This is a genomic window from Mucilaginibacter sp. NFX135 (genome assembly GCF_048565145.1).
Classification (GTDB): domain Bacteria; phylum Bacteroidota; class Bacteroidia; order Sphingobacteriales; family Sphingobacteriaceae; genus Mucilaginibacter.
In genome coordinates, this window is record NZ_CP183412.1 from 5,914,875 (window position 1) to 5,930,198 (window position 15,324).

Annotated in this window: 13 protein-coding genes and 1 tRNA gene; 10 read left to right on the plus strand and 4 right to left on the minus strand. The window is 43.4% G+C overall.

Annotated features, from left to right (window positions below; translation table 11 throughout):
• Positions 1-71: 71 nt before the first annotated feature.
• From ACNURT_RS24695 to lpxB, 7 genes are all read left to right on the plus strand, one after another.
• On the plus strand, positions 72-236 hold the full coding sequence (locus tag ACNURT_RS24695) for a DUF4295 domain-containing protein (RefSeq protein WP_076376000.1): 165 nt from the start codon (positions 72-74) through the stop codon (positions 234-236).
• 182 nt (positions 237-418) lie between these two features.
• Positions 419-1,384: a signal recognition particle-docking protein FtsY gene (ftsY, locus tag ACNURT_RS24700; protein ID WP_370997174.1), complete on the plus strand. Its 966-nt coding sequence runs from the start codon at positions 419-421 to the stop codon at positions 1,382-1,384.
• Between the two features lie 107 nt (positions 1,385-1,491).
• Positions 1,492-2,829, plus strand: a complete 1,338-nt coding sequence (rimO, locus tag ACNURT_RS24705) for a 30S ribosomal protein S12 methylthiotransferase RimO (RefSeq protein ID WP_370997173.1) — start codon at positions 1,492-1,494, stop codon at positions 2,827-2,829.
• Between the two features lie 110 nt (positions 2,830-2,939).
• Positions 2,940-4,592: a bacillithiol biosynthesis cysteine-adding enzyme BshC gene (gene bshC, locus ACNURT_RS24710; RefSeq protein ID WP_419699909.1), complete on the plus strand. Its 1,653-nt coding sequence runs from the start codon at positions 2,940-2,942 to the stop codon at positions 4,590-4,592.
• Positions 4,593-5,456: 864 nt separating this feature from the next.
• Entirely contained in the window at positions 5,457-6,230 is a 774-nt protein-coding gene (surE, locus tag ACNURT_RS24715; RefSeq protein ID WP_419699910.1) for a 5'/3'-nucleotidase SurE, read from the plus strand.
• A complete protein-coding gene (locus ACNURT_RS24720) occupies positions 6,223-6,492 on the plus strand; it encodes a hypothetical protein (RefSeq protein ID WP_370997170.1) in 270 nt (89 codons plus the stop codon). The genes surE and ACNURT_RS24720 overlap by 8 nt, the downstream gene beginning before the upstream one ends.
• The gene (gene lpxB / locus ACNURT_RS24725) at positions 6,489-7,601 is read left to right on the plus strand and encodes a lipid-A-disaccharide synthase (RefSeq protein WP_419699911.1); all 1,113 of its coding nucleotides are present in this window, start codon (positions 6,489-6,491) and stop codon (positions 7,599-7,601) included. Before ACNURT_RS24720 ends, lpxB begins: the two co-directional genes overlap by 4 nt.
• Before the next feature lie 56 nt (positions 7,602-7,657).
• Here lpxB and ACNURT_RS24730 read toward each other — a convergent pair whose 3' ends face one another.
• From ACNURT_RS24730 to ACNURT_RS24745, 4 genes are all read right to left on the minus strand, one after another.
• Positions 7,658-7,819, minus strand: coding sequence for a hypothetical protein (locus ACNURT_RS24730; protein ID WP_419699912.1), 162 nt, complete (start codon positions 7,817-7,819; stop codon positions 7,658-7,660).
• A gap of 41 nt (positions 7,820-7,860) precedes the next feature.
• On the minus strand, positions 7,861-7,989 hold the full coding sequence (locus ACNURT_RS24735) for a hypothetical protein (RefSeq protein WP_370997166.1): 129 nt from the start codon (positions 7,987-7,989) through the stop codon (positions 7,861-7,863).
• 30 nt (positions 7,990-8,019) lie between these two features.
• Complete coding sequence (locus tag ACNURT_RS24740) at positions 8,020-8,190, minus strand: hypothetical protein (RefSeq protein WP_419699913.1); 171 nt, start codon at positions 8,188-8,190, stop codon at positions 8,020-8,022.
• A 216-nt stretch (positions 8,191-8,406) separates the two neighbouring features.
• Positions 8,407-9,603 carry an MFS transporter gene (locus ACNURT_RS24745; protein ID WP_419699914.1) on the minus strand — a complete coding sequence of 399 codons (1,197 nt, stop codon included), beginning with the start codon at positions 9,601-9,603 and terminating at the stop codon, positions 8,407-8,409.
• 747 nt (positions 9,604-10,350) lie between these two features.
• On the opposite strand from ACNURT_RS24745, the gene ACNURT_RS24750 reads away from it, so the two are divergent.
• The 3 genes from ACNURT_RS24750 to ACNURT_RS24760 all read left to right on the plus strand — a co-directional run bounded on the left by ACNURT_RS24750 (position 10,351) and on the right by ACNURT_RS24760 (position 15,324).
• Positions 10,351-10,424, plus strand: a tRNA-Ala gene (locus tag ACNURT_RS24750).
• Positions 10,425-10,549: 125 nt separating this feature from the next.
• Complete coding sequence (locus ACNURT_RS24755; protein ID WP_419699915.1) at positions 10,550-10,864, plus strand: DUF6660 family protein; 315 nt, start codon at positions 10,550-10,552, stop codon at positions 10,862-10,864.
• An 80-nt stretch (positions 10,865-10,944) separates the two neighbouring features.
• The gene (locus tag ACNURT_RS24760) at positions 10,945-15,324 is read left to right on the plus strand and encodes a CusA/CzcA family heavy metal efflux RND transporter (RefSeq protein WP_419699916.1); all 4,380 of its coding nucleotides are present in this window, start codon (positions 10,945-10,947) and stop codon (positions 15,322-15,324) included.

Here is a 15,324-nt window from a genome sequence, read left to right on the forward strand (position 1 = left end):
ATTGATGGTTGATTTAAGTTTAAAGCTGAAATCACTAATTCAATAATTCACTAACTCAATAATTAAACAACATGGCAAAGAAAGTAGTTGCAACACTGAAAGTAGCAGGTAAAGGCAAAGAATATTCAAAAGTGATCACCATGAATAAATCACCAAAAACCGGTGCTTATTCATTTAAAACACAAATTGTCCCTAACGATTTTGTTAAGGATGCAATTGCAGGTAAAACACTGTAATAACTGCCGATCAAAATATAGAAGCCGTCTTGTTTTTACGAGAGGGCTTTTTTTGTTATGCCTCACCCCGGCCCTCTCCAAAGGAGAGGGAGTAAAAGTGATGATGACAAAAGAGAGTTAATAATTTAATTTTAAACTATTAATAAAAGTCCTCTCCTTTGGAGAGGATTTAGGTGAGGCTTATGGGATTATTTGATTTTTTTAAGAAAAAGGAAAATACACAGCAAGAGCAGCAAGCGCTTGATACCGGGTTAGAAAAAACCAAGGACAACTTTTTTTCAAAGATCACCAAGGTAATTGCCGGTAAATCAACCGTTGACGATGACGTTTTGGATGAGCTGGAAGAAGTACTGGTAACATCTGATGTTGGCGTAAGTACTACCCTCAAAATCATAGAGCGGATCCAGGCCCGCGTAGCTCGCGATAAATACGTAGGCACCGGCGAGCTGAACAACTTGCTGAAAGACGAGATCCAGCAATTACTGGCCGAAAACAACAGCAACGATTTCCGGAACTTTGAATACGGTAACCACAAGCCTTATGTAATTATGGTGGTTGGCGTTAACGGTGTAGGTAAAACCACCACCATTGGCAAGCTGGCCCATAAGCTAAAGCAAGCGGGAAACCAGGTAGTTTTGGGTGCGGCGGATACCTTTCGCGCGGCAGCTGTCGACCAGATCAAACTTTGGGGCGAGCGTGTTGGTGTAAAGGTAGTGGCGCAGGCTATGGGATCCGATCCGGCATCAGTAGCCTATGATACCCTGCGTTCGGCAGTGGCAGCAGGTGATGATGTAGCTATTATTGATACGGCTGGCAGGTTACACAATAAAGTTGGCCTGATGAACGAGCTGACCAAGATCAAAAATGTAATGCAAAAGGTAATTCCCGGCGCCCCGCATGAGATATTGCTGGTGCTGGATGCCTCAACCGGGCAAAACGCCATAGAGCAGTGCAAACAATTTACCGAAGCTACCAATGTTAACGCCCTGGCTTTAACCAAATTGGATGGTACAGCCAAAGGCGGTGTAGTGATCGGAATCTCAGATCAGTTTAAGATCCCGGTAAAATATATAGGTGTGGGTGAAGGTGTAGAACATTTGCAGCTGTTTGACAGGACGGAGTTTGTAAATAGTTTGTTTAAACAATAAAAGATAAAAAACGCGTCATTGCGAGGCACGAAGCAATCCCCGATTTACAGAGCGGATCTGCACAGTTGGGGATTGCTTCGTGCCTCGCAATGACGATTTGATAGCGTATGAGGACGAAAGAATTAGATAAGCCAACAGCAAAACCAGTTAAACAACGTGTAAACGTGGTTACTTTGGGCTGCTCCAAAAATATATACGACTCAGAGATATTGATGGGTCAGCTTAAAGGCAATCAGTTTGATGTGGTGCATGAGGCCGATAAAGTTGGTAAAAACGATATCGTGGTGATCAATACCTGTGGCTTTATAGATAATGCCAAGCAGGAATCTATCGATACCATTCTGCAATACAGCGAACTGAAAGAGCAAGGCAAGGTAGGGAAAGTAATTGTGACCGGCTGCCTGAGTGAACGTTACAAACCCGAGCTGGAAGCCGAGATCACCAATGTAGACGCTTATTTTGGTACCAACGATCTGCAAAATTTATTAACCTCCGTAGGAGCCGATTATAAGCACGAACTCATTGGGGAGCGTTTATTGACCACCCCATCGCACTTCGCTTATTTTAAAATCGCCGAAGGCTGTAACCGCCCTTGTTCCTTTTGCGCTATTCCGCTGATGCGCGGCAAGCACCTGAGCACTCCGATCGACCAACTGGTTAAAGACGCGCAGGCCCTGGTTAAAAACGGCACCAAGGAACTGATACTGATAGCCCAGGACCTTACCTATTATGGTCTTGATCTTTACGGCAAACGCAATCTGGATGAATTACTGCGCCGCCTGAGTGATGTGAACGGTGTAGAATGGATCAGGCTGCAGTACGCTTATCCTTCCGGTTTCCCGATGGAGATACTGGATGTGATGAACGAGCGTGATAACATTTGCAAATACATGGATATGCCTTTGCAGCACATCAGCGATAATATGCTGAAATCTATGCGCCGCGGGCTTACCAAACAAAAAACAATAGATGTAGTGAACGAGATCCGCGACAGGGTACCGGGTATTGCTATGCGTACCACCCTCATCACTGGCTATCCCGGCGAAACCGAGCGCGATTTTGAAGAAATGATGCAATGGGTGGAAGAAACTAAGTTTGACCGTCTGGGCTGCTTCACCTACTCGCACGAAGAAAAAACACATGCGTTCTCTCTGGTTGATGACGTTCCTGCCGAAGTAAAACAGGACCGCGCCGATGCCATTATGGAAATTCAGCAAGGTATTTCATTTGATAAGAATCAGGAAAAAGTTGGTCATACATTTAAAGTATTGATCGATAAAAAGGATGGTGATTACTTTGTAGGTCGCACCGAATTTGATTCGCCAGAGGTGGATAACGAAGTATTGATCGATGCCAGCATTGATTACGCTACTGTTGGAAGCTTTGTAAATGTGAAAGTTAACAGCGCCGAAGACTTTGACCTTTATGGACAAATTGTAAAATAATGCTAATTTGTGGCGCATTACCACTAATGATTTTACATTTGGGCTCCGTACGTTTTTTAGCGGAGTTAAATCGCTAAATCACTAACTCACAAATTCAATAATGCTTACAGATGGAAGCCTCCTGTACAAGTTATAAAGACACCGGATTTTTTTCGCCCACAGTTATTGATTACCTGGAGAACCGGGCCGATCTGAAACCTTTTTACAGTCACCGCCCGGATATGGCCGGCTTTGCCGAACTGTTGAAAAACAAGAAAGTTGTTGCCGATCGGGAGATTTTGCACCGTGTACTGTCAAAGCAATATGGAATTGAGTCCGGAAGTCTAGAAGTCGGAAAGTCCGGAAGTAATGAAGCTAACGTACAACATACAACATATAACGTACAACCTCTTGTAGCTCAAAACCTGCAACTCCTAAAACTCGATAATACTTATACTATAACTACCGGTCATCAGCTTAATATTTTTGCTGGTCCGCTATATTTCCTTTATAAAATTGCTACCGCTATAAAATTAGCACGGCAATTAAAAGCGATTCACCCTGATAAAAACTTTGTGCCTGTTTATTGGATGGCCAGTGAAGATCATGACTTTGCCGAGATTAATTACACCAATATTGGTGGTAAAAAAGTACACTGGTGGTACGAAGCCTCGGGCGCTACCGGGCGTATCAATCCAGATACCATGCGCCAGGCGCTAAACCAATACAAGGGTGTTTTGGGCATGGAAGGTCATTCCAAAGAACTGGCCGAAATTGTAGAAACCGCCTATACCCGTTTTGATAAACTGGCCGATGCTACCCGCTACCTGGTAAACGCGCTGTTTGGTCAATACGGCCTGGTGATCATTGATGCCGACGACCACGAGTTTAAGCAGCAATTCGCCCCAATCATGGAGCAGGATATCATCCATCAAAACAGCTTTAAAAATATAACCATCACCAACGAACAATTGCAAAAGTTGGGTGTCCACATACAGGTTAATCCGCGCGAGATCAACTTTTTTTACCTGAAGGACCAGCTGCGCGAGCGTATCGTTTTTGAGCAGGACAGCTACCAGGTGATGAATACTGATATCCGTTTTACCGAAGCCGAACTAAAAGAGGAAATTGCTACATCCCCGGAGCGTTTTAGTCCGAATGTGGTGATGCGCCCCCTTTACCAGGAATGCATCTTACCCAACATCGCCTACATAGGTGGTGGCGCTGAAATAGTTTACTGGCTGGAACTTAAATCCAACTTTGATTTTTACAAGATTGACTTCCCTATCCTGATCTTGCGTAACTCGGCATTGGTGGTCCGTAAAGAACAAGCGGCCAAAATTGAGCGCATGGATCTGGATGTGGCCGCGCTGTTTAAGCAAACAGATGCCCTGCAAACCGAATGGATAAAAAAACACAGCGACCATAACCTTTCCTTGGAAGGCGAATGGCGCGAACTGACCGCCGTTTTTGAAAAGATAAAACTACGCTCGTATAAGATCGACCCGACACTGTCGCCCTCGGCAGCTGCGGTACAGGCCCGCCTGAAACACGCGGTTGATAACCTCGAAAAGAAACTGATCCGCGCCGAAAAACGCAACTATGAGGTAAGACTGGAGCAGTTATCCGTAGTAAAAGCTGAACTCTTTCCGAAAGACAGTTTACAGGAACGTACCGAGAATTTTGGCTTGATGTATGTAAAATGGGGACAATCCTTCATCGATGAGCTCATCCGCCATTTTGAACCGCTTGATTTTGAGTTTACTATTTTAACGGAGGAGTAAGACGGCTAACAGCTAAATTCATTTGTCATTCTGAGGAACGAAGAATCTATTATTGAATAAGCATAGCGGCAAGCAAATTCGGCATTTATATACTAAGCTGACCAATTAAATTATAGCTAATATAACTAATATAGTTAGAAGTCAAGAAATAAGAGTTAAGCAAGTTTAAAATGGAGATGGAGCTATTGGTGGTAGAAGAATTATAAAATTAAATTCATAATTTATAACTAATTTGTTATATTTGGAATAGAAGAAAAAACAAAAGGCTGGGTAGAAGAGGGACAACATCTATTCTTTTACATCAACTCTTACGTTGAGAACACATACCTTCTTGTCTGGTAATACAATCGCAGTTACACGAGTTACCATTCTTCAGAACATGAAACTTAAAAGCTACTGTTGGACCAGTGGCTTTTTTCAATTATCTGATATTTAAGGCAATATACCTCAAAATAATTGATTTCAAAAATGTTTTAGGATATTGTGCTTACCGGTAAATTTAATCGATTGATAGTGATAGATTTAATTTTTTTACCGGAAATATTAAATTGCAAAAAAGTTCACCATTATTCCTATATATCTCCTTTGACCAGCTTGATACATACTGAAAATAAAGAGGTTATGTTTTCTTCCACAGAGATATTCGCGATCATGAATCTGAGATTTTTAACCATCGTCTGTGTCCTCACAGGCGATTTGCATTGTTGCCTGTGAGGACACAGGCAACGGGGGAAAGAGCGAATTGCTTAGTATTAGGGACCTGCCTAAGTAGAGATTGCTTCGCGCCTTACAGCAATGACGTGAGGGATACACCTCCCCCTTTTTTCTCCCCCACATCCCCCAAAATATCAGTAATTTCGCAGCATGAATAATGCGAAACCAACCATACTTGTTGTAAACGACGATGGCATAACCGCCCCTGGTATAAAAGTGCTGATGGAAGCCATGAGCGAAATTGGCCGGGTAGTAGTGGTAGCACCGGATAGCCCGCAATCAGGCATGGGACACGCCATTACCATAGGCAAACCATTGCGTTTAGATAAGGTAGATCTTTATGAAGGCGTTGAAATGTACCGCTGCTCAGGCACCCCGGTTGATTGTGTAAAGCTGGCCGTAAATAAAATATTCAAAGGCCAAAAGCCCGATCTGTGTGTATCCGGCATCAACCATGGTTTAAATAATTCTATCAATGTGTTGTACTCCGGTACCATGTCGGCCGCTGTTGAAGGTGCTATTGAGGGTATCCCATCCATCGGTTTTTCTTTGGATGATTACACGTTGCAAGCCGATTTTAGTCATTGCGTTAAATATATTAAAGAACTGGCTTTGCAGGTTTTGGCTAACAATCTTCCGCCGGCTACGTTGCTCAATGTGAATTTCCCGAATACTCCCGATATCAAAGGTATCAAAGTGTGCCGTCAGGCGGCCGCAAAATGGGCCGAGGAATTTGACGAAAGAATCGATCCGCATAAACGGCCCTACTATTGGCTTACCGGTGTTTTTCAATTAAATGATGGCGGCGAAGATACCGATGTTTGGGCCCTGGAGCACAATTATGTATCGGTTGTGCCCGTTCAGTTTGATATGACGGCACATCATGCTATTCCTTATTTAAATAATTGGAAATTTAATGTTTAAGCATAATACGGTAACCGCAGGCACAATTTACGGAGCTATATTACCTGCCATAAGTCTGTTCATTTTTTTGTACCTGTTAAAAGGCAATTTTTTATTGTTTAATAAGCCAGGCACACCCTACCTGGTGGCTATTGGCCTCAATCTTATAATTATCCGCTGGTATGGTAAAAATAAGATGGATAAAGCGGTGATCGGTATAGCTGCGGTTACCTTTATATTTATGCTCGCGATATTTGTATTTAAATTGCAGCCCATACGATGAAATATTACCTGGTAGCCGGCGAAGCCTCGGGCGATATGCATGGGGCCAATTTAATGAAAGCACTAAAAGCCCTTGACCCCGATGCCGAGTTCCGTTTTTTTGGTGGTGACCTGATGCTGGCAGAAGGTGGTACCCTGGTAAAACACTACCGTGAAATGGCTTACATGGGCTTTGTAGAAGTGATCGCGAATCTGCCAGCCATCCTTAAAAACATCAAACAGTGCAAACAGGATATTCATTCCTGGCAGCCGGATGTACTTATCCTGATCGACATCCCCGGCTTTAATCTCAAAATTGCCGCATACGCGCAAACCATCGGTTTAAAAGTAAATTACTATATCTCGCCCAAGGTTTGGGCCTGGAACCAAAAAAGGGTGCTAAAGATCAAAAAGATAGTGAACCACCTTTTCTGCATTCTGCCTTTTGAGGTTGATTTTTACAAAACCTGGGGCATGGATGTGGATTATGTAGGCAATCCGCTGCTTGACGCCATTGCCGCATTTAAACCAGATCCCGACTTTTTGCAACAGCATCAGCTTATCGGCAAAAAAATCATTGCGCTGTTACCCGGCAGTCGTAAACAGGAGATCAGCAACCTGCTGCCCGATATGATAGGCATTGCTGAACGTTTTCCGGAGCATCAATTTGTAATAGCCGGCGCCCCATCTTTTAAACAGGATTATTATGATCAGTTTTTAAATGGCAAAAATATTCCGGTATTATTTGATGCTACTTACAATCTGCTCAGCCATGCCCATGCGGCTGTTGTAGCATCAGGTACCGCCACATTGGAAACGGCCTTGTTTCATGTACCGCAGGTGGTTGTTTACAAAGGCAACGCGCTCACTATTGCCGTAGCACGCATGCTGGTTAAATTAGATTTTATATCCCTGGTTAACCTCATCATGAATAAGGGTGTTGTGAAAGAATTGATCCAGGAAGACTGTACTGCATCAAAGATCAGTGAAGAGGTTGATCTGCTGATCAATAATAAAGAGCATAGGCAAAAAGTACTAACTGATTATGCTGAACTGGACATACGTATGGGCCAGCCCGGCGCATCTGCCAAAACCGCCGCTCTCATTGTAAAATACGCTGCAAATAAATAAAGCCCTGTTTTTGCAGGGCTCTATCGTTTTCATAGGTGTGATGTAATATATATTGATCAGGCTGCAGACAGTGTTTGCTGTGCAACAACCCGTTGATGGCTTGGTTTAAATCTGTTCTTCGCTCTGAAATTTCTAAGGTCTTCCAATAAAATATCTAACAACTGATTATCAAAGCGGGCTATTAATTTGCTTGCAGATGGTGTTTTATAGGATTTCATAATGTAATATGTTATAGGTTAATGTTGTAGTTTGTATACAATTAGGCTGCTGTTGGCAATAAAGGTGTTTTGCCTTTAATCGCTTTCAGGTCATTCATGATGATCCTTTTCAACTGGTTATCAAAATTAGCTACTAACTTGCTGATCGATGGTTTTTTGGTGCTTTTCATAGTTTTAGTTTTTGTATATTTTATTTTCTTTTAGTCTTTCCTTTTATCGTCGTCTTCGGTCAGGTTATCTTTCCTTCGCTTGGCTTCCTTGTATTGCCTTAGTATCTGTTCTTCATCACGTTCATCTGATGTTTTTGTCGGCTCTACCGGATTCTCCCATTCTTTCTCTTCTTCCTTAATGGTTTTCTTTGTAGCTTTCATGACAGTTACATTTAATAACTATTATTCCAAATCAGTGCCAAAAAATTAATTTCGCGCCAAAAAAGTCATTAAAATCTCTAAAAAAATTTACAATTAAATGTAAGTGACTGTATTTGAGGTGCTTTTATTCAGATAAAAAAATCCATTTTTTTAGACAGTAACCGGTATGCATCATTGCAAAAACGTACGTTAACCGAACAAATATGTACAGTACCGCTAATTCCGGACGTTTCGTTTATAGTTAATGAAGTGTACCGCTAACGCGATAAGTGCTAATCCGCCGCCAATAGCACATACGCCTGCCCATCCATAATTTTTCCAGAGCAAACTGGCCAGGAATGTTCCGGATGCGCCACCTATAAAATATGATACCATGTATACTGTGTTGAGCCGGTTGCGGGCTTCTGGTATCAAGGCAAAAATGATAGACTGGTTGGAGATGTGGGTAGCCTGCACGCCCATATCTAAAACAATTACGCCAACAATGAGCCCGGCAATGCTGCTGCCGGAGAAGTAAAAAATAATATAAGAGATGAGCACCAGTAATAAAGTATAGCCCGACAGCTTATAAGGATTCATTTTATCGCTCAGGCGGCCCATCAATCCTGCTGCCAGCGCACCAAAGGCACCCACCAATCCAAAGGCGCCGGCTGCCGCGCTTCCTTCGTTAAACTGAGGCTGCTTTAACAAAAATACCAGGGTAGTCCAAAAGGCACTGAATCCGGCAAAGCACAAAGCCCCCCTGAAAGAGGCCATGCGTAGTTTAGGCTGCGTTTTTATTAGATGAATGAGCGAGTGCATCAATTTTTTATAATTGCCTTTATAATCGGGCTCTACCTCGGGCAAAAAGAAAAATATCATCAGCCACATGGCTGCCATTAAACCGGTAGCAATATAATACATGCTCCGCCAGCCAAAATGCTGACCTATAAAACCGCTTAGGGTACGCGAAAGCAATATCCCGATCAGCAATCCGCTCATCACAAAACCCAGCTTTTTACCCCGCTCATGCGGTTTTGCCAGGTGAGCGGCCATCGGTATCAGTAATTGTGGTATAATAGAGGATAAACCCAATAAAAAGCCGGCAATGGTTAATACTAATATAGATGGAGCAAGCGCGCTGATGAGCAATGCAAAAATAACCAGGATAAAATCTAACAATATCAATTGCTTACGCTTTACCATATCTGCCAGGGGCACAATAAACAACAAACCGCTGGCATAACCAATTTGTGTAAACAGGGATAGTTGCTGAGCTTTTTTATCCGTTATACCAAAAGTGTGCGCGATATCGGCAAGCAGGGGTTGATTGTAATAGATATTGGCCACCACCAAGCCGGTGGCGATTGTCATGATCCATAAGGTAAGCGGCGTTAAATGCGGATGTTCTTTAGAAGTATCGGGAGCTGTCATTGAGCAATAAAATATAAAATCTGCTGCAAAAGTGACAAAGCATTTTTAAAATGATGCCTGTTTAAAGTAATTTTTCTTTCACAATAAACAATAAGATGGAATTTATGGAGTTTTATATTTTGATAAAAAGAATTGATTTACAATTACTTTTTTGAAAAACAGGCTCATTAAAATAGGTTTTTTAATAATTTATTGGTTTTTTAATGAAAAAACCAGTTAAAAATGAAATAATCTCTATTAAATATGGGTTTTAACATTTTTTTAACAAAAAATGCACTAAAATTAATTTTTGCTATATAAATAAAAGTGGTTTACTAAAAAATTGGCCTATCAATTTATTACCAATACAAATTTCAATAAAAAAATTAAAAATTTATCACATTATTAAAGTTTTATTAGTATTTTTGATAATCAAATGCAAAATGAATGAGTATTTGATAAATGTTACAAAAAAATTACAAAATAAAATTGGTGAATCTGAAAACTTAGTGTTACTTTTACACCATAACAAAAACGATAAAAAAGTCTTCTCATAATTTAGGTTTATAATTGGTTAGTAAAGGCCCCTGCCCATCAGGGGCTTTACTTATTTTAAAGGGGCAGTTTCCCTGTTACAATCACCTTAACTTTATTATTTTGTGAGGATTCGCCAATGGCGATATTATTGCTATTGAGAGTAGGTAATAAAAAATTATTAACAAGAGATTTTGTTTTACTGCATAATGTGATATATTTGCAGCCCAATCCGGGGGATTAGCTCAGCTGGCTAGAGCGCTTGCATGGCATGCAAGAGGTCATCGGTTCGACTCCGATATTCTCCACAATAATAAAAGGGCTTTACAAAAATGTAATGCCCTTTTTTATGATACCAATCTTAATATCACCCTCTTTTTAACCATAAACAATACCATTGAGTTTTTATATAAATAAGCTAACTTTGTGTTGGATGAAATATTTAGCCATCATCATAAGCTTATACGTTTCCCTCCTCTCGGTAATGCCGTGCCAGGATAGGGATGATGCTGTATTGGCTCAATCGCACCTCACCATCAGGCAGGCGCATGATGGCAATCAGGATTGCACCCGCGAGGCTTGTACCCCGCTTTGTTCATGTTCCTGCTGTTCAAGCGTCAGGGATATTGATTCCCAGGTACATGTTTTATCATTTCAGCAAAATACTTTTATTCCATATCCCGATCTGATCATTCCTGCCTTATCTGAGCAGGATATCGCCATTTGGCAGCCGCCACAATTAGGTTAATACGAATTTCCCGTTTATTTTTTTTGCCCGTCATCACGTATGGCGAGGCATGGATTGTCGCATTAATTTAATAAAATTTCATGTTTGATCATATTATCGCGTTCTCTATCCGGAACAAGGTAACTATTGGGATCATGACGCTGCTGCTGGTCATTGCCGGGATCTATTCCGCTGCCAATTTACCGGTCGACGCGCAACCCGATATTACCAATAACCAGGTACAGATCATTACGCAGGCACCCAATCTGGGTGCACAGGAGGTGGAGCAATTTATAACCGCTCCCATTGAACTATCCATGGCCAATATTGCCGGGATAGTCGAAAAACGGTCAATATCCCGTTCGGGGATATCCGTTATAACCATAGTTTTTAAAGACAATATTGATATATACTGGGCACGCCAGCAGGTAACAGCCCAATTGAAAGAAGCCGAAAGCAGTATCCCTACCGATCTCGGTCAGCCCACGCTGGCGCCAATAACAACCGGGCTTGGCGAAATTTACCAGTACGTGATCCATCCTCAAAAAGGCTATGAGCAGAAATACACGGCTACCGATCTGCGCACTATTCAGGATTGGCTGGTGCGTACGCAGTTAGCCGGTACTGTAGGCGTTGCCGAAGTAAGCGGCTGGGGTGGTTTTGTTAAGCAATACGAAGTTGCGCTGGATAACGATAAGCTCAACTCATTGGGGTTGACTATTCCGGATGTTTATACCGCTCTGCAAAAAAACAACGAAAACACAGGTGGCTCGTATATTGAGCAACTTAATAACGCCTACTTTATCCGTGGCCTGGGGCAGGTGAAATCGCTGGATGATATCAAAAAGATAGTTGTTAAAAATGTAAAAGGCTCGCCCGTTTTGATACGAGATATTGCCATGGTGCAGTTTGGCAGCGCTACCCGCTATGGCGCGGTAACCCGGAATGGCCAGGGCGAAGTTGTTGCCGGTGTAACCCTGATGCTGAAAGGCGAAAATTTTAGCCAGGTGATTAAAAATGTAAAAGAGCGCATGGTGCAAATCAAAAAATCCTTACCAGAAGGCGTGACTATCGAACCTTTTATTGATCGTACCGAACTGGTTGACAGGGCTATCGGCACCGTAAAACGCAATCTATTGGAAGGTGCGCTCATCGTCATTTTTGTGTTGGTGCTCCTGTTAGGTAACTTCAGGGCAGGTTTGGTGGTAGCCTCTGTTATTCCGTTGGCCATGCTGTTCGCGTTTTTAATGATGCGGCTGTTCAATGTTTCGGGTAACCTGATGAGTTTAGGCGCTATCGACTTCGGACTTATTGTGGATGGCGCAGTAATTATTGTGGAAAGCGTGGTGCATCATATTACCAGTGGCCAATATCAGAAGAATGCTATCGAAAAGTTGAGTACCCAACAAATGGATATCGAAGTACAAAGCAGCGCCGGTAAGCTCATGAAATCAGCAGCTTTTGGGCAGATCATCATCCTCATTGTATATCTCCCGCTGTTATCCCTTATTGGTATTGAAGGTAAAATGTTCAGACCGATGGCGCAAACCGTGGCCTTTGCCATCTTGGGCGCATTCATCCTATCGCTCACCTATGTACCTATGGCCAGCGCCTTGTTCCTGAGTAAGAAAACAGTATACAAAACCAATATTTCTGATCATATCATCAATTTCTTACAGCGCATTTATCAGCGTGCGCTGGAGGCTGTTTTAAAGGTTAAGCTACTTACTGTATCGGTAGTTTTTATATTATTTGGCATCTCGATATGGGCCTTCAGCCGCATGGGCGGCGAGTTTATCCCTACACTGGAAGAGGGCGACCTCACCGTGGAGATCTCGATGATGCAAGGCACCTCGCTTTCTGAAGTGGTTAAAACTTTCGGAAAAGCGGAGAAATTATTGAAGGACCGTTTCCCGGAGATTAAACAAGCGGTTACCCGTATCGGCAGTTCTGAAATTCCGACCGACCCTATGCCCATTGAACGGGCAGATATGATGCTGGCGATGAAACCAAAAGCTGAATGGAAAAGCGCCACGACCCGGGAAGAAATGTCTGCAAAAATGGAAACCGCGCTGGAAGAGATCCCTGGCATCCACGCCTCCATTTCACAGCCCATGCAAATGCGCTTTAATGAGCTGATGACCGGCATCAGGCAGGATGTGGCCATTAAAATATATGGCGAAGACCTGGATGTACTGGCTAATGAAGCCAACAAGATAGCCAAGGAGATCTCGACAGTAAAAGGTGTAACCGAGCCCTATATCGAAAAGGTGATCGGCCTACCACAGATCCAGGTGTCCTATAACCGCGACAGGATGGCCCAATATGGCTTAAATATCAGCGATGTGAATCTAATCCTAAAAACAGCCTTTGCCGGTAACGTGGCCGGTGTGGTATTTGAGGGAGAGAAGCGTTTTGATATGGTAGTTCGCATGGATCGCAACCTGCGCGAAAACATTGCCAACGTGGAAAACCTGCTGATCCCCTTACCATCGGGCAATAAAGTACCGCTGAACCAGGTAGCGGATATCGGTATCAAAGATGCCCCGGCCCAGATCTCCCGTGAGGACGGCAGGCGCCGCATCTATGTGGGCTTCAATGTAGAGGGCCGCGATGTGGAATCAACCGTAACCGAAATTCAAAACAAACTGGCTAATAGGATAAAGCTACCCGGTGGTTATTACATGACCTATGGCGGGCAGTTTCAAAACCTGCAAGCGGCCAAAAATCGATTGGCTATCGCTGTGCCCGCAGCCTTGTTATTTATATTGATATTGCTCTATGTCACCTTCCGTTCGGTTAAGGAAAGCCTGCTCATTTTTACGGCTGTTCCATTGGCATCCATGGGTGGGATAGCGGCTTTATTGCTTCGCGGTATGCCTTTCAGTATTTCGGCGGGGGTTGGTTTTATTGCCCTGTTTGGGGTTGCGGTATTGAATGGCATTGTGCTCATTGGCTACTTCAATCAGCTGAAAGAAGAAGGTATGGGCAACATCTATGACCGCGTACTGGAAGGCACCAAAACAAGGTTACGCCCGGTACTCATGACCGCTTCTGTTGCTTCGCTCGGTTTCCTCCCTATGGCCCTGTCATCAAGCGCTGGTGCCGAAGTACAAAAGCCGCTGGCTACCGTAGTCATAGGCGGCTTAGTTACCGCAACATTTTTAACCCTGTTTGTATTACCATGCCTGTACCTATTATTTAACCGGAAAGAGGTAGGCAAAATAAAATTGCCCAAAGCGGTAACAACTATTTTGATCGCGGGCATAGTGGTCATTACCGGTACATCCCGAGCAAATGCGCAGCAAAGCGTACCATTAACGCTGGATAGCGCGATAGCCAAAGCATTAAGTCAAAACCTGAAGGTGCGCTCTGCCGGATTATCAGTAGATCAGGCCCGGGCATTACAAAAATCATCAACCGATCTGCCTAAGACCGAATTTCTGCTTACCCAGGACCCAACAAGCGGCGGCAATATTGATAACAGCATTGGCATAACGCAAAACATTGCCTGGCCGGGGCTTTACAAAAATCAGCGGAAATTGCTGAATCAGCAGACGCAACTGGCCGAAAGCTCGGGCGCGGTAACAAAGGCTGATATTGTGAAGCAGGTACGCAGCGCATGGTATGCTTATCTCCTGAACCGGGAAATGCTAAAGGTTTTGAACCATCAGGATAGTATTTATTCCGGCTTTGTAAAAAAAGCGGAGGTACGACGTAAAACAGGTGAAACATCCGCTTTGGAAGTGATCAGCGCGCGCAATAAGTACCAGGAAATTCAAGCCCTGCGGATAGGTACACAAGCCGACCTTCGCTGTAATGAGCTGGCCCTGCAGCAATTATTGAATATGGATGAACCCGTGACGCTGAGCGAAAGCGCCTTACCTATATTGCTTGATCTCCGGTCTGACACGACCGATATAGCCGATAACCCGCAGATAGGCATGGGTCTCCGGCAAGTGGAAGTGGCCAGGGCAAAGGTGGCTCTTGAAAAGTCGCGCCTGATGCCCGATTTTACTTTAGGATATAACCAGCAGTTGCTCATCGCGGGGTTTAATCCGGCCAACATCAACCGGAGCTACTCGCCGGGCACGCGCATCGGCGGTTTCCAGGTGGGAATTTCCGTACCTGTTTTTAGCAAGGCTTACACGGCACGGATCTGTTCAGAAAGAATAGCCACTCAGGTGGCCGAGATCAATTACCGCCAAACCCGTCAGCAACTCCGCACCCAATATGAACAGGAGTTGCAGCAATATCAAAAATTCAAACAGGCGGTAGAATATTACACCTCCGGCGGCGGATTAAAACAGGCCGATGAGCAGTTAAGAATAGCGCAAGTATCTTTCAATCTGGGCGAGATAGGCTATATCGAATACATCCAGAATACATCAGCAGCCATACAAACCAGGCTTGCTTACCTCGACGCAGTAAGCCGCTTAAATCAATCGGCCATACAAATTCAATATATCAAAGGAAAATAA

Excerpts from the sequence above, each read along its gene's own strand:
- bshC (WP_419699909.1), top strand. The coding sequence starts at position 2,940 with ATGGAAGCCTCCTGTACAAGTTATAAAGACACCGGATTTTTTTCGCCC.
- surE (WP_419699910.1), top strand. The coding sequence starts at position 5,457 with ATGAATAATGCGAAACCAACCATACTTGTTGTAAACGACGATGGCATA.
- ACNURT_RS24695 (WP_076376000.1), top strand. The coding sequence starts at position 72 with ATGGCAAAGAAAGTAGTTGCAACACTGAAAGTAGCAGGTAAAGGCAAA.
- ACNURT_RS24720 (WP_370997170.1), top strand. The coding sequence starts at position 6,223 with ATGTTTAAGCATAATACGGTAACCGCAGGCACAATTTACGGAGCTATA.
- ACNURT_RS24730 (WP_419699912.1), bottom strand. The coding sequence starts at position 7,819 with ATGAAATCCTATAAAACACCATCTGCAAGCAAATTAATAGCCCGCTTT.
- ACNURT_RS24755 (WP_419699915.1), top strand. The coding sequence starts at position 10,550 with ATGAAATATTTAGCCATCATCATAAGCTTATACGTTTCCCTCCTCTCG.
- ACNURT_RS24740 (WP_419699913.1), bottom strand. The coding sequence starts at position 8,190 with ATGAAAGCTACAAAGAAAACCATTAAGGAAGAAGAGAAAGAATGGGAG.
- ftsY (WP_370997174.1), top strand. The coding sequence starts at position 419 with ATGGGATTATTTGATTTTTTTAAGAAAAAGGAAAATACACAGCAAGAG.
- ACNURT_RS24760 (WP_419699916.1), top strand. The coding sequence starts at position 10,945 with ATGTTTGATCATATTATCGCGTTCTCTATCCGGAACAAGGTAACTATT.
- ACNURT_RS24735 (WP_370997166.1), bottom strand. The coding sequence starts at position 7,989 with ATGAAAAGCACCAAAAAACCATCGATCAGCAAGTTAGTAGCTAATTTT.
- rimO (WP_370997173.1), top strand. The coding sequence starts at position 1,492 with ATGAGGACGAAAGAATTAGATAAGCCAACAGCAAAACCAGTTAAACAA.
- lpxB (WP_419699911.1), top strand. The coding sequence starts at position 6,489 with ATGAAATATTACCTGGTAGCCGGCGAAGCCTCGGGCGATATGCATGGG.
- ACNURT_RS24745 (WP_419699914.1), bottom strand. The coding sequence starts at position 9,603 with ATGACAGCTCCCGATACTTCTAAAGAACATCCGCATTTAACGCCGCTT.